At 71.3% G+C, this 20,622-nt stretch carries 17 protein-coding genes; 5 read left to right on the forward strand and 12 right to left on the reverse strand.

The window, feature by feature from the left end:
* Positions 1-153 precede the first annotated feature (153 nt).
* The 6 genes from ATM97_RS14025 to mqo form a co-directional block, all read right to left on the reverse strand.
* Positions 154-567: a cobalamin biosynthesis protein gene (locus ATM97_RS14025; protein ID WP_255587726.1), complete on the reverse strand. Its 414-nt coding sequence runs from the start codon at positions 565-567 to the stop codon at positions 154-156.
* Positions 568-577: 10 nt separating this feature from the next.
* Complete coding sequence (locus ATM97_RS14030; protein ID WP_218718448.1) at positions 578-1,984, reverse strand: cobyrinate a,c-diamide synthase; 1,407 nt, start codon at positions 1,982-1,984, stop codon at positions 578-580.
* Between the two features lie 151 nt (positions 1,985-2,135).
* Entirely contained in the window at positions 2,136-2,750 is a 615-nt protein-coding gene (gene cobO, locus ATM97_RS14035; RefSeq protein WP_218718449.1) for a cob(I)yrinic acid a,c-diamide adenosyltransferase, read from the reverse strand.
* Positions 2,751-3,011: 261 nt separating this feature from the next.
* Positions 3,012-5,123 (reverse strand): magnesium chelatase subunit D family protein, encoded by a 2,112-nt coding sequence (locus ATM97_RS14040; protein WP_218718450.1) that lies wholly within the window; start codon positions 5,121-5,123, stop codon positions 3,012-3,014.
* A 103-nt stretch (positions 5,124-5,226) separates the two neighbouring features.
* Positions 5,227-5,676, reverse strand: coding sequence for a GNAT family N-acetyltransferase (locus ATM97_RS14045; RefSeq protein ID WP_218718451.1), 450 nt, complete (start codon positions 5,674-5,676; stop codon positions 5,227-5,229).
* Positions 5,677-5,688: 12 nt separating this feature from the next.
* Positions 5,689-7,161: a malate dehydrogenase (quinone) gene (mqo, locus tag ATM97_RS14050; RefSeq protein WP_255587727.1), complete on the reverse strand. Its 1,473-nt coding sequence runs from the start codon at positions 7,159-7,161 to the stop codon at positions 5,689-5,691.
* Between the two features lie 288 nt (positions 7,162-7,449).
* Between mqo and ATM97_RS14055 the strand changes: the two genes are divergently transcribed.
* Positions 7,450-8,493 (forward strand): alpha/beta hydrolase, encoded by a 1,044-nt coding sequence (locus tag ATM97_RS14055; protein WP_218718453.1) that lies wholly within the window; start codon positions 7,450-7,452, stop codon positions 8,491-8,493.
* Positions 8,494-8,533: 40 nt separating this feature from the next.
* On the opposite strand, the gene ATM97_RS14060 is transcribed toward ATM97_RS14055, so the two are convergent.
* Positions 8,534-9,097 (reverse strand): alpha/beta hydrolase, encoded by a 564-nt coding sequence (locus tag ATM97_RS14060; protein ID WP_218718454.1) that lies wholly within the window; start codon positions 9,095-9,097, stop codon positions 8,534-8,536.
* Between the two features lie 287 nt (positions 9,098-9,384).
* On the opposite strand from ATM97_RS14060, the gene ATM97_RS14065 reads away from it, so the two are divergent.
* Entirely contained in the window at positions 9,385-9,876 is a 492-nt protein-coding gene (locus ATM97_RS14065) for a hypothetical protein (protein WP_218718455.1), read from the forward strand.
* Between the two features lie 4 nt (positions 9,877-9,880).
* Here ATM97_RS14065 and ATM97_RS14070 read toward each other — a convergent pair whose 3' ends face one another.
* From ATM97_RS14070 to ATM97_RS14080, 3 genes are read right to left on the reverse strand one after another with little or no spacing between them, the layout of a single operon-like run.
* Positions 9,881-11,485 carry a cobyric acid synthase gene (locus tag ATM97_RS14070; RefSeq protein ID WP_218718456.1) on the reverse strand — a complete coding sequence of 535 codons (1,605 nt, stop codon included), beginning with the start codon at positions 11,483-11,485 and terminating at the stop codon, positions 9,881-9,883.
* Positions 11,486-11,498: 13 nt separating this feature from the next.
* Positions 11,499-12,362, reverse strand: coding sequence for a type I methionyl aminopeptidase (gene map, locus ATM97_RS14075; protein WP_218718457.1), 864 nt, complete (start codon positions 12,360-12,362; stop codon positions 11,499-11,501).
* A gap of 23 nt (positions 12,363-12,385) precedes the next feature.
* The gene (locus ATM97_RS14080) at positions 12,386-14,671 is read right to left on the reverse strand and encodes an FdhF/YdeP family oxidoreductase (protein WP_218718458.1); all 2,286 of its coding nucleotides are present in this window, start codon (positions 14,669-14,671) and stop codon (positions 12,386-12,388) included.
* Between the two features lie 149 nt (positions 14,672-14,820).
* Here ATM97_RS14080 and ATM97_RS14085 point away from each other — a divergent pair, with 149 nt between their 5' ends.
* Positions 14,821-15,807 carry a class I fructose-bisphosphate aldolase gene (locus ATM97_RS14085; protein ID WP_218718459.1) on the forward strand — a complete coding sequence of 329 codons (987 nt, stop codon included), beginning with the start codon at positions 14,821-14,823 and terminating at the stop codon, positions 15,805-15,807.
* Here the strand turns inward: ATM97_RS14085 and ATM97_RS14090 are convergent, their stop codons facing one another.
* Entirely contained in the window at positions 15,808-16,965 is a 1,158-nt protein-coding gene (locus ATM97_RS14090) for a GAF domain-containing sensor histidine kinase (RefSeq protein ID WP_218718460.1), read from the reverse strand. It lies immediately after the preceding gene.
* A complete protein-coding gene (locus tag ATM97_RS14095) occupies positions 16,962-17,627 on the reverse strand; it encodes a response regulator transcription factor (RefSeq protein ID WP_218718461.1) in 666 nt (221 codons plus the stop codon). Before ATM97_RS14095 ends, ATM97_RS14090 begins: the two co-directional genes overlap by 4 nt.
* 137 nt (positions 17,628-17,764) lie before the next feature.
* Between ATM97_RS14095 and ATM97_RS14100 the strand changes: the two genes are divergently transcribed.
* Both ATM97_RS14100 and ATM97_RS14105 read left to right on the forward strand, forming a co-directional pair.
* Positions 17,765-19,867 (forward strand): transketolase, encoded by a 2,103-nt coding sequence (locus ATM97_RS14100; protein WP_218718462.1) that lies wholly within the window; start codon positions 17,765-17,767, stop codon positions 19,865-19,867.
* Complete coding sequence (locus ATM97_RS14105; protein WP_218718463.1) at positions 19,864-20,574, forward strand: HAD-IA family hydrolase; 711 nt, start codon at positions 19,864-19,866, stop codon at positions 20,572-20,574. Before ATM97_RS14100 ends, ATM97_RS14105 begins: the two co-directional genes overlap by 4 nt.
* The last annotated feature ends 48 nt before the right edge of the window (positions 20,575-20,622 follow it).

Here is a 20,622-nt window from a genome sequence, read left to right on the forward strand (position 1 = left end):
AGGCGCTCTACCGAACTGAGCTACCACCACCGCGCGGTGGTGGACGGGATTCGAACCCGCGACATCCCCATCTGAAGGTAACCGACCGGATCCGGTCCGCCGTGCTGCTGCTGGAGATGACGGTACGGGGCGGAGGTGATCTTGCCCAGCGAATTAATCCGAGTCGCTCGCCCCCACCGTCGCGACGGCGACTACGACGCCGTCCACAACGGTTCGCCCGCACAACAGTTCGCCCCTGCCCGCGAGCAATGCCGCCGCCTCCGCGACCGAGGCCGTGCCGACGGCCCGCGCCGTCCGAGTGGAGCGAGTCGGCGTCTCGACCTCGGCCAGCTGCTCGGCGCCGAACGCGACCACCGGCACACCGAGCGCCGCCGCGGCCGCGCGGACCCCGGGATCGGCCGCGCGACGGTCGATCGTCGCCAGGCAGGTCACGGCGGCGGACCCCGCGACGACCGATTCGACCGCACGAGTGATCTTTTCCGCGTCGGTACCAGGTCGGACGCCGAGCCCGACGATCACCGCGCCCCTGCCCGCCGTCTGCTCGATCATCGCGTCGGCGCTGTCCATCGCTTCGCCGTCATCGATCGAATCGACGTGCGGCAGCGACGAATCGGGTGATGGCGGCCGGGTTTCCGGCGGGGTGGGTGTGCAGGTACGAGGCGTGGACCTGCCGGATCACCGCGCCCTCGGTGACCGAAGCCGTGGTGCGCCAGCCCCAGGCGGCGTTCTCCGGGCCGACCCGGGTGAGACGAGTGCGGTGGAATTCGTGGCCACGGACGCGGGTGCCTGCCTGCCAGAGAGTGGAGTCGTGCAGGGCGACGGCGTCGCGGTAGCCGAGGGTCAGGCGGGGGCCGAATTCGGCGTCGGCGTCGATGACGCCGGCCATCGGATGGCCGTCGAGGGAGCGGGTGAGGTAGAGCAGGCCCGCGCATTCGGCGTGGATCGGCAGGTCGCGGGCGGCGCCTTCGGCGATCGCCGCGCGCAACTTCTCGTTGGCCGACAGGGCGCCCGCATGCTCCTCGGGAAAACCCCCGGGCAGCACCAATCCCGCTGTACCGGAGGGGAGTTCGTCGGTCAGCGGATCGAAGACGACCACCTGGGCGCCTGCCGCGAGCAGCAGCTCGCGATGTTCGGCGTAGCCGAAGGTGAACGCCGGTCCCCCGGCCATCGCGATCAGCGGACCGCTGCCGGTGGTGCCGACGATCGCGTCGGTCGGTCCTGTCCGCGCTTCGCTGCCCGCGGTCAGTTCCCTCGCGGGGTCCCAAGCCGGACCTCGGACCGACCCGCCCGCGAGGTCGACGATCGCCGCGAGATCGATGTGGGCCGCGACGAGTTCGGTCATCGCGTCGACCGCTGCGGTGGCGGCGGTGCCGTGCTCGACCGCCGGAATCAGCCCCAGATGCCGTGAGGGAACTTCCAATTCAGCCATGCGCGGCAGCGCACCGAGGACCGGGATGCCGACGCGATCGCACGCCGCGCGCAGCACCTGCTCATGGCGTTCGCTGCCGACCCGGTTGAGGATCACCCCGCCCAGCCGGACCGAAGAGTCGTAGGTGGCGAAGCCGTGCAGCAGCGCGGCCAGGCTCTGGGAGTGTCCGCGCGCGTCGACGACCAGCACCACCGGCGCCCCGAGCAGGCTCGCGACCTGCGCGGTGGAGCCTTCGGCGACCGCCTCGGTCCGGTTCTCGTCGATGCGACCGTCGAACAGGCCCATCACGCCTTCGACGACGGCGATATCGCAGCCGTGCGCGCCGTGCCGATACAGCGGCAGCACCCGATCCTCGCCCACCAGAACAGGATCCAGATTGCGGCCGGGCCGCCCGGCCGCGAGACCGTGATAGCCGGGGTCGATGTAATCGGGGCCGACCTTGAACGGCGCCACCCGATGACCCGCCCGGCGCAGCGCGCCGATCAGGCCGGTGGCCAGAGTCGTCTTGCCGCTGCCGGATGCCGGGGCGGCGATCACCACGGCCGGCGCGCTCATCGCCGCACCTCGCCCGTGCCGTCACCGCACCGAGGACCGCAACCGAACCAGCTCACCGCGACGCCGCGCGGGCCGGAACCCGTGCTCGACATCGTCGCGTCGCCGGTCCGGGCGGGGGCGACGGACAGGGGCGCGTCCGTCACGGTGACGGTCACCATTCGATCCCGCGCTGGCCTTTGCGGCCCGCGTCCATCGGGTGCTTCACCTTGGTCATCTCGGTGACCAGATCGGCGGCGTCGATCAAGGCCTGCGGCGCGTCGCGGCCGGTGATGACGACGTGCTGGTTACCGGGGCGGCTGGTCAGCGTCTCGACGACCTCGTCGACATCGACCCACCCCCACTTGAGCGGGTAGGTGAACTCGTCGAGTACGTAGAAGCGGTGCTGTTCGGCGGCGAGCCGTCGCGAGATCTCCTGCCAGCCCGACAGCGCGGCGGCGGCGTGATCTTCCTCGGTGCCGTGCTTGCGGGTCCACGACCAGCCCTCGCCCATCTTGTGCCACTCGACCGCGCCACCGGCACCGGTCCGCTCGTGCACCTCACCGAGCGTGCGGAACGCGGCTTCCTCGCCGACCTTCCACTTGGCGCTCTTGACGAACTGGAACACGGCCACGTCGAAGCCCTGGTTCCAGGCCCGCAACGCCATCCCGAAGGCGGCGGTGGACTTGCCCTTGCCCGGGCCCGTGTGGACGGCCAGCACCGGCTGGTTGCGCCGCTGCCGTGTCGTGAGGCCGTCCTCCGGCACGACTTCCGGAACACCCTTGGGCACGAAGACTCCTCCTTCTCGGCACCGACGCGCCGGTCCGCGGCCCGGGTGGACCGCACTGTCGATGGACGACCGCGCCAGTGCCTCGAGCACCCGACGGCGCACCGGTCGACCGGTCGCGCGACTGTCGCTCACCATTTCTATCAGGGCGTCCTCCGGCCGCCTGACCCTCCCACTACCGTCGGGGAACATCCTCGGCGGCGACGCGCGACCGGCCGATGCCGCCCCGTCGATCGCCCAGGTCGCCGGGTGCGGGCGCTCAGGTCAGGCCGCGCGAGCGCCGGTCGCCCGGACGACATCGGCGACACTGTCGCCGGTGAGTTCGTCCAGGCGCAGGTAGCGGGCCCGCAGGTCACGGGCCAGCTCGGCGGCGAGGCCGAGCCGGATCATGCCGCGTTCACAGTCGATGACCATCGCGGTGTGTCCCTCCCCGGCCAGCAGACGCGCGGTGGCGCGGGCGCGGGGCAGCGGATCGACACCACCGGTGGCGCGGCCGTCGGTCAGCAGTACCAGCATCGGGCGGCGGCGCGGGTCGCGGACGTGTTCGCGGGCGATCACCTCGCGCGCCTTCAGCAGGCCCGCCGCGAGCGGGGTCTTGCCACCGGTGCGCAGACCGGCCAGGCGGCGCACGGCGATGTCGACCGAGGAGGTCGGCGGGAGGACCAGTTCGGCCGCGCTGCCGCGCACGCTGATCACGGCCACCTTGTCGCGGCGCTGGTAGGCGTCGCGCAGCAGGGTGACGATGGCACCGGTGACGGCGGTGAGCCGGTCGCGCGCGGCCATCGACCCGGATGCGTCGACGACGAACACCACCAGATTCCCTTCGCGCCCTTCGCGATACGCGCCACGCAGGTCCTCGGCGGCCAGCGCCAGCGGACCGCTGAACCGGCCGCGCTCGAATTGCCGAGGCGCGGCCGCGAAGACGGTGCCCAGCAGGTGCAGCCCGGTCGAGGTGTCGGTGCTGGGGCGCACCATGCGGCCGGTGCGGGTCCGGGCGCGGGACCGGCGGCCCGGCGCGCCTTCGCCGATGCCGGGAACCTCCCAGCGCGGTGCGGGCTTCGAGACGGAACCCGGTGTGCCGGAGACGCTGTCGGCCGCGGGCCGGGATCCGCCGCCGTGGGGGCCGCCGCCCGGGTTGTCGTCGGGGCCGTCGGGACCACCGTCGTCGGGACCCTGATCGTCGGGTCCGCCGTCGTCGGGACCCGGGTCGGCCGGTCCCCCGTCCTCGGGGCCCTGGGGCCCCTCGTCGGCAGGGCCTCGGTCGGCACCGTCGTCGACCGCGCGCGGTCCCGAGCTGCCGGACGCGTCGCCGTCGCGATCGTCGCCGGGCGTCTCGCCTCGCGGATCGTCGTCGAATTCCTCGGTGGCCGAGGCCTTGTCGACCTCGTCGGCGGCCGACCGCATCGCCTCGTCCAGCTGCTCCTCGCTGATCCCCGGCTCGTCGAACGGATCGCGCCTGCGCCGGTGCGGCAGGGCCAGCTCGGCGGCGATCCGCACATCGTCTGCGGTGACCCGGTCGCGGCCGCACCATGCGGCGTGCGCGGTGGCGGTCCGGGCGACGACCAGATCGGCGCGCATCCCGTCGACGTCGAACGCCGCGCACAGCGCCGCGATCCGCCGCAGTTCGGCGTTGTCGAGGGTCACGCCGGGCAGCCGGTCGCGCGCGGTCAGAATCCGTTCGGCGACAACGGCATCGGCGTCGGCGTAGCGGGCGGCGAAGCCGGCGGGGTCGGCCTCGTAGTCCAGGCGCCTGCGCACCACCGCCATCCGGGTGTCCACCACGCGGGAGGCGGCCACGTCGACGGTGAGGCCGAACCGGTCCAGCAGCTGGGGCCGGAGTTCGCCCTCCTCGGGGTTCATGGTGCCCACCAGCACGAATCGCGCCGGATGCGAATGCGAGACACCGTCGCGCTCGACGTGGACCCGGCCCATGGCCGCCGCGTCGAGCAGCACGTCGACCAGGTGATCGTGCAGCAGGTTCACCTCGTCGACGTAGAGCACGCCGTGGTGGGCCGCGGCCAGCAGACCGGGCCGGAACGCCTGCTCACCGTCGCGCAGGACCCGTTCGAGGTCGATCGACCCGACGACACGGTCCTCGGTGGCGCCCACCGGCAGTTCCACGAGCCGGGCGGGCCGCGCGCCGCTCTCGTCGACGACCGGCGGCAGCAACTCGGCCAGCGCGCGCACCACCGTCGACTTCGCGGTGCCCTTCTCGCCCCGCACCAGCACGCCACCGATCCCGGGGTGCACCGCCGACAAGATCAATGCCAGCTGCAGGCGCTCCTGGCCGACGACCGCCGAGAACGGGAAGCCCGCCTCACCCGCCGAGCGAGCGGCGGTGTGCGGACCAGCGGCGACATCAGCAAAACCAGGCACGCCCCCACTGTATTCGCGCCATGATCACGACCGGACCCCGGGCGTCGGCGCCGGAAAGACGCGAGGTCCCCGGCACCGTGCCGGGGACCTCGCGAGTGGACTGTCAGCCCCGACGCATCGGGACGTGCGGGATGCCGTCGTCGAGGAATTCCTCGCCGTCGGGAACGAAGCCGTACTTGGCGTACATGTCGACCAGGTAGGACTGCGCGTTCAGACGGACGGTGGCCGAACCGGTCTCGGCCAGCGCCGCCTGCAGCAACCGGGTGGTGTAGCCGTGCCCACGGGCGGGCACGGCCGTGCACAGCCGACCGAGCCGGAAGCTGGTCACCCCGTCCTCGTGCTCTTCGAGCAGCCGCAGCGTGGCGATGACCTCGCCCTCGTCGTCGAGCCACAGGTGCCGGGTCTCCGGCAGCAGGTCACGCCCGTCCAGCTCGGGATAGGCGCAGGCCTGCTCGACGACGAATACCTCGACGCGCAGTTTCAACAACCGGTACAGGGTGGCGGGGTCCAGATCCGCCGCCCACGCCCGTCTCAATGCGACCGTTGACATCATCGCGTCTTGCTATCACACCTGCGCGTAGGTGGCCGCCTCCGGCTGCGCGGGCGTGTTGTTGGCGTCCAGCTTCAGCGACTTGTTGGTCCAGTCCCAGACTTCCTGGAACAGGGCCTGGTTCTCCGACAGCTTCTGGCCCAGCGAGGGGATCATCTGCTTCAGCTGCGGGGTCCAGTCGGCGTACTCGCGCGGGAAGCAGCGCTGCATGACGTCGAGCATCGCGGTGACACAGGTCGAGGCGCCCGGCGAGGCACCGAGCAGGCCGGCGATGGTGCCGTCCTCGGCGGAGATGACCGCGGTGCCGAACTCGAGCACACCGCCCGCACCCTTCTTCCGGATGACCTGCACGCGCTGACCGGCGGTGATCAGCTCCCAGTCGCGGCCCTCGGCACGCGGCAGGAACTCCTCGAGCACACCGATCTTGCCGTTCTGCGACTTGAGCAGCTCGCTGATCAGGTACTTGGTCAGGCCCATCTCGGTGAGACCGACGCCGACGAGCGAACCGATGTTGTTCGGCTTGATCGACTTGAACAGGTCGGTGTTGGAGCCGTCCTTGAGGAACTTCGGGGTCCAGCCTGCATAGGGGCCGAACAGCAGGCCCTTGCGGCCGTTGATGACGCGGGTGTCCAGGTGCGGCACCGACATCGGCGGCGCGCCGACGGCGGCCTTGCCGTAGACCTTGGCCTCGTGCGCGGCGATCAGCTCCGGGTTGGTCGAGCGCAGGAACTGACCGCTGATCGGGAAGCCGCCGAAGCCCTTGGCCTCCTTGATGCCGGACTTCTGCAGCAGCGGCAGCGCGCCACCACCGGCGCCGACGAAGACGAACTTCGCGTTGACGGTGCGGCTGCGGAAGGTGCGCAGGTTGCGGACGGTGACGTTCCAGCTGCCGTCGGACTGCTTGGCGAGGTCGCGGACCTCGGTGCCGAAGGCGATCTCGCCGCCGGACTTGCCGATGTAGGCCAGCAGCTGCTTGGTGAGCGCGCCGAAGTCGATGTCGGTGCCGCCGTCGGTCCAGTTCAGCGCGATCGGGTCGGCGAAGTCACGGCCCTTGGCCATCAGCGGCAGGCGCGCGGCGAACTCGTCGGGGCTGTCGATGTACTCCATGCCGCGGAACAGCGGGTGCGGTGCCAGCGCCTCGTAGCGCTTGCGCAGGTAGTCGACGTTGTCGGCGCCGTGCACGAAGCTGACGTGCGGAATAGGGTTGATGAACCCGGACGGGTCGTCGAGGACGCCGGTGTCGACGGCCGAGGCCCAGAACTGCCGGGAGACCTGGAAGCGCTCGTTGATGTCGACGGCCTTGCCGATGTCGACCGAGCCGTCGGCGTTCTGCGGGCTGTAGTTGAGTTCGCACAGCGCCGAGTGCCCGGTGCCCGCGTTGTTCCACGGATCGCTGCTCTCCGCGGCGGCGGCGTCGAGCCGCTCGAACACCGAGATGGTCCACTCCGGCTGCAGCTGCCGCAGCAGCGCGCCCAGCGTGGCACTCATGATGCCTGCGCCGATGAGAACTACATCGGTCTTTTCAGTCTTCGCAGCGTTCGACACGGGTACTTCGACTTCCTTGTCCTTCTCAGCTACCCACCGGGGTGAGTTCGCTTGGGCGCGGGCGCTTCGTGGTTTGGTGCGACTCGCGGTGAATCGCCGGGGAGTAGGTTACCCGTCGTTCACCTGAAGCCAATTGTGCACCTCAGCCGTTCGTAGTACCGCAACCGACCTACCGAATGTGATCTAAACCAACACTGCACGTCGCGCTGACCGCGCGATAGATTGAGCGGTGTGACGAACGAAACCTCACTCGATCCCGCCGGCACCGCCGATCGGACCGATGAGCAGTGGCAATCCGATGTCCTCGGCACCGACTACCAGCAGCGCACCCTGCCGCTGGGCCCCGATCCCGACGGTGAGGGCGAGGTGGTGGCCACGCTCGTGCGCTATCTGCCCGACGCCGCCGCACCGGCCACCGAGCCGACCGTGCTCTATCTGCACGGGTTCACCGACTACTTCTTCCAGGAGCACGTGGCCGAGCACTTCGCGGCCCGCGGCCACCGCTTCTACGCTCTCGACCTGCGTAAATGTGGTCGTTCGCGGCGGGCCGGGCAGAGCGCGCACTTCGTCAGCGACCTGGCGCTCTACGACGCCGAGCTGAACGAGGCGCTGCGGATCGCGCGCGCGGAGACCGGCAACGACGTCCTGATCGTCGCGCACTCCACCGGCGGACTGGTGGCGCCGCTGTGGCTGGACCGGCTCGAGGCCGCCGGCGGCAGCGCCGCGGCAGGCGTGGTCGGCGTCGTGCTCAACAGCCCGTGGTTCGACCTGCAGGGGCCCGCGTACTACCGCACCGTCGGCACGCCGATCATCAACGCCGTCGGCAAGGTCAGGGCGTTCGCGCAGCTGCCCGCCGTGGGCGTCAGCACCGCCTACGGCGACAGCCTGCATCACAGCCGCAAGGGCGAGTGGGATTACAACCTGGACTGGAAGCCGCTCAGTGGCGAGCCGGTGCGGCTGGGCTGGCTGCGCGCCATCCGGCGCGGACAGGCCCGCCTGCACCAGGGACTGGCGATCGGGGTGCCCGCGCTCATCCTGCGCTCGCGGCTGACCAGATTCGCGCGGGCCCACAGCCCCGCCGTCGATGTCGCCGACGCCGTGCTCGACGTCAAGCAGATCCAGCGCTGGGCGGGCTGCCTGGGCGAGCGCACCACGATCGTGCCGATCGACGGCGCCCGCCACGATGTGTTCCTGTCCTCGGAAGCGGTGCGCGCCAACGCTTTCGCCGAGACGGACAGCTGGCTGGACTGGCTGGCGGCCTACCGCAAGAACTGAGCCGGGTGGCGTGCCGGGACCGCGAGGTCCCGGCCGCCGCTCACCAGAGGCTGGTCCGCAGGACGATCTCGGTGGCCAGTTCGTGGGCGCCCTCGGTGGCGATGTTGTCGACCTCGACCGGGACCACCCGGAACTCGCCGTAGACGTAGCGGCCGGAGGCATCGGCCACGGCACGCGGCAGGCTCTTGGTGACCAGCATGGTCACCGGCAGCTCCAGCGGCGGACAGGACGCGTCGGGAGCCGTGCCGTCGGCGTCGGGCACCGCCGGATGGCCGTGATCGGCGACCACCAGGCTCATGAACCGCCCGAACCGGCCCGCGCACAGCCGCCAGGCCAGCGCCGCGCCCGCACCGCGTCCCGCGACGTTCACATACGGCAGCTCGAGTTCGTCGAGAATCGCGTGGACGGCCGGGGGCTCGAGCCCCTCGACGGACTCCAGCACGACGGTCTGCAGATCGGATTCGTGCAGCCGCGCGCACACGGTGTCGAACACGTCGGCCGGATCGTCCGCATCGGGAAGCAACAGCACATTGTGCCGCGATTGTGGGCCGTCGACCCGCACTGTCCAGGCCCGGTCACCGACCGTGATCCGCCGAGATTTCATGCCGGTGTACGGTACACGGCCCGGTTGAACACGGCAGCGTGTTGCGCTCCGCCCGGCCGGTCTGTTTTTGCCCGTGTCCTGGGCTTTCCCAATCCGGAGGGCCCGAATTGCCAGACCTGTCACAGCGGGCCGGTCGCGGCTGTGAGGAGAGCGGCCGCACAGCGGGCGACGGGTGCGGTACGAGCCACGTACCGGAGCGAGGAGGTGTGCGGAGTTCCCCTCCCGGCGGCGCCGGGCACGCCGTACGATGACGGCCGAACCGATCGATCGGCGTTCACGGGGGGCTTGTGAAGCGAATCATCCAGCGTGTGCTGTGCGCTGTCGGCGCCCTCTTCTTCGGCGCGGGCGCACTGTTCGGGATCACCCAGCCGATCAACGCCACCGCCTACCTGTTGGGGTTCGGTCGCGAGGTCACCGTCCACGTCGACGAGAGCTCGCGCGGGCTGATGGGCGGCCGCAGTCGGGCCGGCATCGGCACGAACGTCGAGGACGGCAGCGCCGTGCGCCTGTTCGATGTGCGATCAGGTGACACCGTCAGCGCCCGGATGGTCCTCATCGATATCGGCGTGGACAGCTTCGCCTATCGCTCGGCCAGGGCCGCGGCCACCGATTTCATCTGGCTGCTCGGCGTCCTCGTCCTCGGCGGGCCCGCCCTGGTGTTCGGCCTCGCGGCCTCCGCGCCGGCGCGGGCGAGACCTGCTGTCACCGCGGCGGCCGACGGAGCCGATTCCCCTGCCGGTGCCGATGTTTCGAAGCCGAACACCCCCGGCGAGAGCTGAGCGTTCAGCCGACGGTGGGGCGGTCGAGTTCGCTGTGGACGACCGGTAGCTCCCGTGGTGCGCCGCGGCTGATCAGGGCGTCGAGGGCGGCCAGGTCGACGTGCCGCTCGACCAGGTCGGCCAGCAGGTCGAGCTGCGCGGTACGGGTGGCCGCCACCGAGGTGTCCGGGGCGACGCGGAATCCGGTGCGCCCCGCGTGCCGGGCGACCTCGGTCAGCCAGGCGCGGCGGAACTCGTCGGATTCGAGGAGGCCGTGCACGTGGGTGCCCCAGATCGATGCCCGCACACTGCCTTCGGGAGCTCCGTCGATGGTGAGCCAGGGCGCGTCGGCGCTGTGCCGGACGCGGCCGTGGTGGATCTCGTAGCCGTGCACCGGCAGCGCGCCCGCCTCGCCGACGACCTGGCGGGCGATCTTGGGCTCCGCGAATTCGATGGCGAGGTCGAACAATCCGAGCCCGTCCACCACGCAGGGCCGCGCCGCGTCCCCGTCCTCGGCCGACGCGGCGACGGCACCCTGATCCCCCGCGGACCCGACGTGTTCGACGCCGTCGACGATGCGACGCCCCAGCATCTGGTAGCCGCCGCAGATCCCGAGGATCGGGCGCCCCGCGGCGGCCCGGGCGTGCAGCGCCGCGTCGATCCCCTTGGCGCGCAACCACGCCAGGTCGGAAACCGTCGACTTGGACCCGGGCACGACGACGAGATCGGCGGTGGCGATCTGATCGGGTCCGTCGGCCCAGCGGACGGCGACGCCGGGCTCGCAGGCGAGGGCTTCGATGTCGGTGGAGTTGGAGATGCGGGGCAGCCGGACGGCGGCGACGGTGAGCCAGTCGGTGCCGTGGGGTGGGCCGGGGCGACCGACCGGGGTACCCGCGACGGTGCCGAGGGAGTCCTCGGCGTCGAGCCAGAGGTCGTCGGCGAACGGCAGCACGCCCAGGGTGGGGCGGCCGGTCAGGACGGTCAGCTGGTCGAGGCCCGGTTGGAGCAGGGCGACGTCACCACGGAACTTGTTGACGAGGAAGCCCGAGATGAGCTGCTGGTCTTCGGGTTCCAGCACCGCGACGGTGCCGAACAGGTGCGCCAGCACTCCCCCTCGGTCGATATCACCGACCACGAGCACGGGCAGCTCGGCGGCGCGCGCCAGACCCATATTGGCCAGATCCGTGGCCCGCAGATTGATCTCGGCGGGTGATCCGGCGCCCTCGCAGATCACCACGTCGAATTCCGCACGCAGGGAAGCGAGTTCGTCCGCCACCACCTCACGCAGCTGCTGCCTGCGCCTGAAATAGTCACGCGCGCCGACGGTCCCGACGGCCTTGCCGCGCACGACGAGCTGCGAGCGCCGATCGCTGCCGGGCTTGAGCAGCACCGGATTGAACCGCACGCTCGGCTCCAACCCACACGCCCGCGCCTGCAACGCCTGCGCCCGCCCGATCTCCCCGCCGTCGAGGGTGACGACGGAGTTGTTGGACATGTTCTGCGCCTTGAACGGCGCCACCCGCACGCCACGCCGCGCGAGCATTCGGCAGATCCCCGCGACCACCACGCTTTTCCCGGCGTCGGAGGTCGTGCCCGCGATCAGCAGCGCCCCGCGCAGATCGCCGCTCATGCCACGGACCGACTCACGGCAGCGTGAGGATTTCCGCGCCCGTCTCCGTGACCACCAGGGTGTGCTCGAACTGGGCGGTCCACTTGCGATCCTTGGTGACCACGGTCCAGCCGTCGTCCCAGATGTCGTAGTCGATCCCGCCGAGGTTGATCATCGGCTCGATGGTGAAGGTCATGCCGGGCTCGATGACCGACTCGATGCTGGGCTGGTCGTAGTGCAGGATGACCAGGCCGCTGTGGAAGGTGGGACCGACGCCGTGGCCGGTGAAGTCGCGGACGACGCCGTAGCCGAAACGATTGGCGTAGGCCTCGATGACGCGCCCGATCACATTGAGCGCACGGCCCGGCTTGACCGCCTTGATGGCCCGGTTGGTGGCCTCTTCGGTGCGCTCGACCAGCAGGCGCACCTCCTCGTCCACGTCGCCGGCGAGGAAGGTCTTGTTGGTGTCACCGTGCACGCCGTGGATGAAGGCGGTGACATCGATATTGACGATGTCACCGTCCTCGATGACGGTCGAGTCGGGGATGCCGTGGCAGATGACCTCGTTGAGCGAGGTGCAGCAGGACTTGGGGAAGCCCTTGTAGCCCAGGGTCGAGGGGTAGGCGCCGTGATCGCACATGTACTCGTGGGCGATCCGGTCCAGCTCGTCGGTGGTGACGCCGGGCGCGACCGCCTTGCCCGCCTCCTCGAGGGCCTGCGCGGCGATCTTGCCCGCGATCCGCATCTTCTCGATGGTCTCGGCGGTCTGCACCCAGGGCTCGCGCCCTTCGTTGGCGGTCTTCTTCCACACGTACTCGGGACGCTCGATGGAACGCGGGACGTCCCGGATCGGCGACTGGGTGCCGGGAACGAGTGGCTGACGGGTGCGCACGGACATAGCTGCGAGTGTAGCCAGCACCCCTACCCGGCGCTGTGGCGCGGTTCGAGCCGGACCACGATGCCCTTCGAGGTAGGGGTGTTGCTGATGTCGGCCACGCTGTCGAGCGGGACCAGCACGTTCGTCTCCGGATAGTAGGCCGCCGCCGAGCCACGGCTGGCCGGGTAGGCGACCACGACGAAGTTCTCCGCGCGCCGCTCGACCCCGTCCGTCCAGACGCTGACCAGATCGACCACGTCGCGGTCGGCCAGGCCGAGCTCGGCCAGATCGTCCGGGTTGACCATCACCACCCGGCGCGCGTTGTGGATGCCCCGGTAGCGGTCGTTGTTCGCGTACGGGATGGTGTTCCACTGGTCGTGCGAGCGCAGCGACTGCAACAGCAGGTGACCGGGCGGCACGTCGAGGAAGGTGAACTCGTTGCGGGTGAATTCCGCTTTGCCGCTGGCCGTGCGGTAGATGCCCCGGTTGACCGGGTTGATCAGCCGCAGTCCACCCGGCCGCTCGACGCGCTCGGTGAAGTTCTCGAAGCCGGGCACCACCCGCGAGATCCGGTCGCGCACGGTGTTGTAGTCGGCTTCGAACTCCGCCCACGGGATCGCCGGGGTGGCGCCGAGGGTGCGCTGGGCGAGCCGGGAGATGATGGCGACCTCGCTGAGCAGGTGCGGCGAGGCCGGGTCGAGGCGACCTCGCGAGGCGTGCACCTCGCTCATCGAGTCCTCCACCGTGACGAACTGCTCGCCGGTGGCCTGGATGTCGCGATCGCTGCGGCCCAGGGTCGGCAGGATCAGCGCGGTCTCACCGCACACCGTGTGCGAGCGATTGAGTTTGGTGGAGATCTGCACGGTGAGCGCGCACTGCCGCAGGGCGGCCTCGGTCACCGCGCTGTCCGGTGTCGCCCGTGCGAAATTGCCCGCGACGCCGACGAAGACCTTCGCCTGACCGTCGCGCATCGCGCGGATCGCGGCGACGGAGTCCAGGCCGTGCGCGGTCGGCGGGGTGAAGCCGAACTCGGCGCCGAGGGCGTCGAGGAAGGTCTGCGGTACCCGTTCCCAGATGCCCATCGTGCGGTCGCCCTGCACATTGCTGTGTCCGCGGACCGGGCACACGCCCGCTCCGGTGCGGCCGAGATTGCCCCGCAGCAGCAGGAAGTCGACGATCTCGCGGATCGTGGGCACCCCGTGCTTGTGCTGGGTCAGGCCCATCGCCCAGCACACGATGATCCGTCGCGAGCCGAGCACCGCCGCGTGCACGTCCTCGATGGCCGCGCGGGTCAGGCCGGTCGCTTCGAGGGCGGCGTCCCAGCCGATCCCCCTGGCGTGCGCGGCGAACTCGGCGAAGCCGTGGGTGTGTTCGCGGATGAACTCGTGGTCCAGGACGGTGCCGGGGGCGGCGTCCTCGGCCTCGAGCAGCAGCCGGTTCAGGGTCTGGAACAGCGCGAGGTCACCGCCCGGTCGGATCTGCAAGAAGTAATCGGCGATCGCGGTGCCGCGCCCGATCACCCCGCGCGGGACCTGCGGGTTCTTGAACCGGATCAGCCCGGCCTCGGGCAGCGGGTTGACCGCGACGACCTTCGCGCCGTTGCGCTTGGCCCGCTCCAGCGCCGAGAGCATCCGGGGATGGTTGGTGCCGGGGTTCTGCCCGACGACGAAGATCAGGTCGGCGGCGTAGATGTCCTCCAGCGACACGCTGCCCTTGCCGACGCCCAGGGTCTGGTTCAGCGCAGAACCGCTGGACTCGTGGCACATGTTGGAGCAGTCGGGCAGATTGTTGGTGCCGTAGGCGCGGGCGAACAGTTGCAGCAGGAACGCGGCCTCGTTGTTGAGCCTGCCCGAGGTGTAGAACAGCGCCTCGTTCGGCGAGGCGAGGCCGCGCAGCGTCTCGGCGATCAGGTCGAGGGCGGCGTCCCAGCCGATCGGCTCGTAGTGGGCGGCGCCGGGGCGCTTGACCATCGGTTCGGTCAGTCTGCCCTGCTGGTTGAGCCAGTAGTCGGAGGTGGCGTCGAGTTCGTCGACGGTGTGGGTGGCGAAGAACTCGCGGGTGACCCGGCGGGTGGTCGCCTCGTCGCTGACGTGCTTGGCGCCGTTCTCGCAGTACTCGTTCTTGTGCCGGTGCTCGGGCTCCGGCCAGGCGCAGCCCGGACAGTCGAAGCCCGCGGTCTGGTTGACGTTGAGCAGGGTGAGCGCGGTGCGCGTGGCCGAGGTCTGCGCCAGCGAGTACTCGAGTGCGTGGACCACCCCGGGAACGCCGGCCGCCCAGGTCTTGGGCGGGGTGACCGATAGGTCGTCGGTGGGGTCGTCGATCGAGGTCATCACCGGCTTCTTCCCGTGCCGCGGCACTGCGATCGGACTGGATGACCTCAGGCTTCCCAGTTTCGGGGCGGTTGTCAACGCGACGGTTCACACCCGGTTTCGCCCGCAGGGGTGAGGACGGACGAGCGCCGCGCTCGCACGCTGTCTGCATGACGACACTTCCCGCCCCGACCCTCGCCGCCGTCGCCCAGCAGCTGACCGGCGGCGGCCGCGGCATTCTCGCCGCCGACGAGTCGATCAAGACCATGTCCGCGCGTCTCGAGCAGGAGGGCATCCCGGCGAGCGCGACCGCCCGGCGCGACTATCGCGCCCTGCTGCTGACCACCGACGGACTGGCGGATCGGGTCAGCGGAATCATCCTGTGCGACGAGACCTTCGGCCAGGAACTCGCCGACGGCCGTGCCTTCCCCGCCGCCGCGCGCGATCTGGACATCCTGCCCGGCATCAAGGTCGACACCGGCACCACCGCCCTGCCAGGGCAGGCGGGCGCGCTGGTCACCGAGGGACTCGACGGTCTCGGCGCCCGGCTGGCGTCCTATGCCGAGCGCGGGGCCGCCTTCGCCAAGTGGCGGGCGGTGTTCGACGTGCGGACGATCACGCCCTACGCCGCGCACGCCAACGGGCACGCGCTGGCGCGCTATGCCGCGCTGTGCCAGGAGCACGGCATCGTGCCGATCGTCGAGCCGGAGGTGCTGTGCACCGGCGAGCACGACCTGGCCGCGTCCGCCCAGGCGACCCGGCTCGCCCTGCGGTCGGTGTTCGCCGCGCTCGACGCCGCCGGCGTCGACCTGACCGGCATCGTGCTCAAGCCGAACTTCGTGACCCCGGGCCTGGCCGCCGCGCCCGCGTCCACCGCGGCGGTGGTGGACGCGACCTTCGAGGTCCTGCGCGACACCGTGCCCGCCGCGGTCCCCGGCATCGCGTTCCTGTCCGGCGGCCAGCCGACCGAGCGGGTCTGCGAGTACCTGCGCGCGCTGCACGCCCACGGCGACCGGCCGTGGGCGGTCACGTTCTCGTTCGGGCGCGCGCTGGTCAGCGCCGCGTTACGGACCTGGGCCGGCGCGCCCGCCGCGGTGCTCGACGCGCAGCGGGTGCTGTTGGCGAACTGCCGCAGTGCCGCCGACGCGACCCGCTGACTACCGCAGCGGCAGCTCGACCAGCACGATCGTGCCGCGCCCCAGCAGCGACTCGACGCGCAGCGAAGCCTCGATGACGGCGCAGCGTTCGGCCAGGGAGCTCAGGCCGAAGTGCTGGCCGTCGGCGGCGGCCCGCTCGGCCCGGCGCGCGGCGGGGTCGAAACCCGCGCCGTCGTCGGAACAGCCGAGCACCACCGAGTCGCCGACCCGGCGCAGCGACAGCACGATCCGGCTCGCGCCCGCGTGCTTGACCGCGTTCACCAGCGCTTCCTGCGCGATCCGGTACAGCGCGGCGGCCGCGTGGTCGGCGATGTCGCCGACCGCGGCGGCCGGGTCGACGAGCAATTCGATCGCCGGGCCGCCGCCGGTGCCCGCGGTGCGGACCAGCGATTCGAGCGCGGCGACCAGGCCGAGGTCGTCGAGAACCAGGCTGTGCAGGCCCGAGATCGCCGCCCTGGTCTCGTTGTAGGCGAAATCGGCCAGCGTCCGGGCACTGACCAGTTCGGCGCGGGCCCGCTCCAGCGCGCGCACGCCGGACTCGTCGCCCGTGGCGACGTGGGCGGCGAGTTCGGAGACGGTCAGGTCGGCCGCGGACAGGTGGAACGACATCGACGCGAGCGCGGTGGTCACCCCGTCGTGCAGGTCGAACGCGATGCGCCGACGCTCGGCCTCCTGCGCGGAGATCGCCTGTTCGACCAGGCGATCCCGCTCGGTGCGGTGCCGGTTGACGGTGCGCCACAACCGGTGCGCGTGCACCGACAGGCCGAGGACACCCGCGTAGCCCGCCGCGCGGTCGAGGTCGGCCGGGCCGAACGGTTCGGCCGGATCCCGGTGCGCGGCAAGGACTCCCACCACGGAATCGTCGACACCGCGCAGCGGCAGGCACATCCGCGCGATCGTCTGCCCCGGCTCGAGGCGTAACAGGCTGCGGTGCAGGGCGTTCCGCGGCGAATCCCGATCCAGCAGGACCGGGGTTCCGGTCCGGGCGACCAGCCCCGTCACCCCGAACCCGACCGGCAGGGTCAGCGAGCCGGCCGACGGGTGCGCCGGCCACAGGTCGACCACCCCGAGATCGGATCCGTCGACGGCGTAGAGCTGCACACCGTCGGCCGCGAGCAGCGGGGCCAGCTGCGCCGCCGTCGGCGCGGCACCGGTCACCGGAACAGCCCTTCCCGCAACGCGACCGCGATCGCCCCGCTCCGATCGGACACGCCCAGTTTGCGATACAGCCCGCGGATGTGGGTCTTCACCGTGTCCTCGCTGACCACGAGCTTGCCCGCCACCGCCCGGTTGGAGTGCCCGGAGACCAGCAGTCCCAGCACTTCCGACTCGCGCTGGGTCAGGCCCAGGTGCGCGCCCGACCAGAACTGCCCCGCGTCGAGCCGGGCCGCGGCCAGTGCCACCCGACCGGCCAGGGCGGGATCGATGACGGTCTCGCCCTCGGCGGCGCGGCGCAGGTGGGCGACGAGTTCACGCCCGTCCACGCGCTTGAGCACATACCCGGCCGCGCCCGCGCGCAGCGCCTGATAGAGGTAGTGCTCGTCGTCGTACACGGTGAGCACCACGACCTTGGTGCCCGGATACCGCTCGGTGATCTGGCGGCACAGATCCAGACCGCTGGCCTTGCCGATGCGGATGTCGCACAGGACGATGTCGGGCCGGTGCTCGTCGATCAGGCGCAGCGCCGCGGTGTCGGTGCTCGACTGGCCCACGATCACGACCTCGTCGGGGAAGTGGCCGAGCATCGCGTCGAGCCCGTGCAGGACCATCTCGTGGTCGTCGACGAGCACCAACCGTAACGGGGTCGGCGGCTCCGGCATACCGCCACAGTACGGCGGAAAAGCACTGGGGTTCGGGGCAATCGGCGAGAAATCACCCGTGCGGCCACCCGCGCGGGGGAAGGCCGCGCTGCCCCGGGTGCGGTCGGATGGACGGACCCGATCGAAAGGCGCCACCCATGCCGGAATCCACTGTTCATCGGCCGCTCGTCGTGTCCGCCGTCGACACCGACCGGCTCGCCGTCGACACCCTGCGCTTCCTCGCCGCCGACATGGTCGAGGCCGCGAACTCCGGGCATCCCGGGATGCCGATGGGGGCGGCGCCGATGGCGTGGACGCTGTGGAGCAGGCATCTGCGCCACGATCCGGCCGACCCCGGCTGGGCCGACCGCGATCGGTTCGTGCTGTCCGCCGGGCACGGTTCGGCACTGCTGTACGGGCTGCTGCACCTGTTCGGCTACGACCTGCCCATCGCGGAGCTGCGCCGGTTCCGCCAGCTCGGGTCGCGCACGCCGGGCCATCCCGAGTACGGCGAGACACCGGGGGTGGAGTGCACGACCGGCCCGCTCGGCCAGGGGCTGGCGATGGCGGTCGGTATGGCGTTGGCGGAGCGCATGACCCACGCCCGCTACCCCGAGCTCACCGACCACCGCACCTACGCGATCGTCGGCGACGGCTGCCTGATGGAGGGCGTCAGCCACGAGGCGGCCTCGCTCGCCGGGCAGCTGCGGCTGGGCCGGTTGATCGTGCTGTGGGACGACAACGCCATCACCATCGACGGCGCGGTGGACCGGGCCTGCGGCGACGACCAGCTCGCCCGCTTCGCCGCCTACGGCTGGCACACCGAGGCGGTGCCCGACGGCACCGATATCGCCGCGATCGACGCGGCGCTGACCCGGGCGAAGGACGATCCCCGGCCGAGCTTCCTCGCTGTCCGGACGGTGATCGGGCACGGTGCGCCCGACGTGGCCGGCACGGCGAAGGCGCACGGATCACCGTTGGGCGCCGATCAGCTGGCGCGGGCCAAAGAGCTCGCGGGATGGACGTTTCCGCCGTTCACGGTGCCCGAGCAGGTCGCCGCGACGTGCGCGGTGCTCGCCGGGCTCGGCGCCGAGGACCGGGCCGACTGGCTCGGCCGGTTTACCGAATTCGCCGCTGCCGCACCGCGACGCGCCGACGAGTTCGCCAGGGCCGGTGCGCGGACACTGCCCGACGGTCTGGCCGACGCGCTGTCCGGGATCGTCGGCGACGCGCCACGGGCGACCCGGCAGTCCTCGCAGGCGTGCCTGGACGCCCTGCGCCCGATCCTGCCGGAGCTGGTGGGCGGCTCGGCCGACCTGGCGGGCTCGACCGGAACCGCGTTCGGCCCGGTCGTGCGCGGGGACGACTACGCACCCACCGCGATCGCGTTCGGCATCCGCGAGTTCGGCATGGCCGCCGTCCTCAACGGAATCAGCCTGCACGGCGGGTTCCGCGTGTTCGGCAGTACGTTCCTGGTGTTCGCCGACTACCTGCGGCCCGCGCTGCGATTGTCGGCGCTGATGGGTCAGCCCGTGATCTACGTGCTCACCCACGATTCCATCGCCGTCGGCGAGGACGGGCCGACCCACCAGCCCGTCGAACACCTCGAATCGCTGCGCGTCATCCCCGGTCTCCAGGTGCTGCGCCCGGCCGACGATGCCGAGACCGCGCTCGCCTGGGAACTCGCGCTGACCCACACCGACGGGCCGACCGCGCTGATCCTGTCCCGACAGTCGCTGCCGCAGCACGACACCCACCGCCGAGCACCCCAACCCACTGTCACGCCCCGGCCCGCCGCGGCCGACGGTCCCGGCGCCGAGGACCTCGTGCCCGCCCCGCGAGTGACAGCCACCGGCAAGCCTTCGGACGCCGCCGTCGTCGGCTCCCCGCCCACCGCCGACGATGGCGCGGTCGCTGTCGCCGAGCCGCTGATCGGCGAGGAACATCGCACCGTCGAGCTCGTCGCCACCGGTTCGGAAGTCGCACTGGCGGCGGCGGTCGCCCAGGAACTCCGCGCCGACGGCCATCCTGTGCGGGTGGTGTCGGTGCTGGATCGCACGCGCTACTCCCCCGATCCCTCGGCGTGCACCGTCAGCATCGAGGCGGGCACGACCACGGCCTGGGCGGGCGTGGTCGACCTGGCGATCGGTATCGACGAGTTCGGGCACAGCGGTCCCGGCGCCGAGGTCATGGCCCACCACGGCTTCACCGTGTCGTCGGCGCTCGCCCGCATCCGCGACCATCTGGGCAGCGCGCGATGACCCGCCTGGAGGCGGTGATCTTCGATGTCGACGGCACCCTGGTCGACAGCGAACGCGACGGCCACCGGGTGGCGTTCAACGCGGCCTTCGCCGAAGCCGGACTCCCCGACCGCTGGGATGTCGACCGCTACGGGGAGCTGCTGCGGATCGCCGGTGGCGCCCAGCGGATGACCCACTGGTTCGAGAGCACCGGGCGCTCAGCCGACCAGGCCAGAGAACTCGCGCAACGACTACACCCCGCCAAGACCCGGATCATGCGGAGCCTGGTCGAGGACGGGCAGATCCAGCCGAGGCCGGGCGCCCGGGAGCTCATCGAACGGCTCGCCGCCCGCGGTGTCGCGCTGCATGTGGCCACCACGGGCACCCGCGCGTGGGTGGAACCGTTGCTGCGCAACGCCTTCGGCGAGGTGTTCGACACCGTGGTCACCGGGACGGAGGTGCCCGACCTCAAACCGAGTCCGGCGGTGTATCTCGAGGTTCTGGCCCGCACCGGGTCCGCTCCCGAGCACGTTGTCGCCGTGGAGGATTCCGCCAATGGCGTGCTCGCCGCGACAGCGGCCCGGGTGCCGTGCGTCGCGGCGCAGAACGCCTATACCCGCTCGCACGATCTGTCCGCGGCGCTGCTGGTCGCGGACGGTCTGGACGACCCGGAACTGGTCAGCTGGTTCGACGGCCAGCCGGCCACGGCACCGCCGCGTTCCCGGTAACCACCGCGTGCGGGGTCGGCGCGAGCAGTCGCCGTGCGGCGAATCCCG

The organism is Nocardia sp. MH4 (assembly GCF_019266065.1).
Lineage (GTDB): Bacteria > Actinomycetota > Actinomycetes > Mycobacteriales > Mycobacteriaceae > Nocardia > Nocardia canadensis.

Bases quoted from the DNA above. Each gene is read 5' to 3' on its own strand.
- ATM97_RS14025 (WP_255587726.1), bottom strand. From the start codon at position 567: ATGGACAGCGCCGACGCGATGATCGAGCAGACGGCGGGCAGGGGCGCG.
- ATM97_RS14030 (WP_218718448.1), bottom strand. From the start codon at position 1,984: ATGAGCGCGCCGGCCGTGGTGATCGCCGCCCCGGCATCCGGCAGCGGC.
- ATM97_RS14045 (WP_218718451.1), bottom strand. From the start codon at position 5,676: ATGATGTCAACGGTCGCATTGAGACGGGCGTGGGCGGCGGATCTGGAC.
- mqo (WP_255587727.1), bottom strand. From the start codon at position 7,161: ATGAGTGCCACGCTGGGCGCGCTGCTGCGGCAGCTGCAGCCGGAGTGG.
- ATM97_RS14060 (WP_218718454.1), bottom strand. From the start codon at position 9,097: ATGAAATCTCGGCGGATCACGGTCGGTGACCGGGCCTGGACAGTGCGG.
- ATM97_RS14070 (WP_218718456.1), bottom strand. From the start codon at position 11,485: ATGAGCGGCGATCTGCGCGGGGCGCTGCTGATCGCGGGCACGACCTCC.
- map (WP_218718457.1), bottom strand. From the start codon at position 12,362: ATGTCCGTGCGCACCCGTCAGCCACTCGTTCCCGGCACCCAGTCGCCG.
- ATM97_RS14080 (WP_218718458.1), bottom strand. From the start codon at position 14,671: ATGACCTCGATCGACGACCCCACCGACGACCTATCGGTCACCCCGCCC.
- ATM97_RS14085 (WP_218718459.1), top strand. From the start codon at position 14,821: ATGACGACACTTCCCGCCCCGACCCTCGCCGCCGTCGCCCAGCAGCTG.
- ATM97_RS14095 (WP_218718461.1), bottom strand. From the start codon at position 17,627: ATGCCGGAGCCGCCGACCCCGTTACGGTTGGTGCTCGTCGACGACCAC.
- ATM97_RS14100 (WP_218718462.1), top strand. From the start codon at position 17,765: ATGCCGGAATCCACTGTTCATCGGCCGCTCGTCGTGTCCGCCGTCGAC.
- ATM97_RS14105 (WP_218718463.1), top strand. From the start codon at position 19,864: ATGACCCGCCTGGAGGCGGTGATCTTCGATGTCGACGGCACCCTGGTC.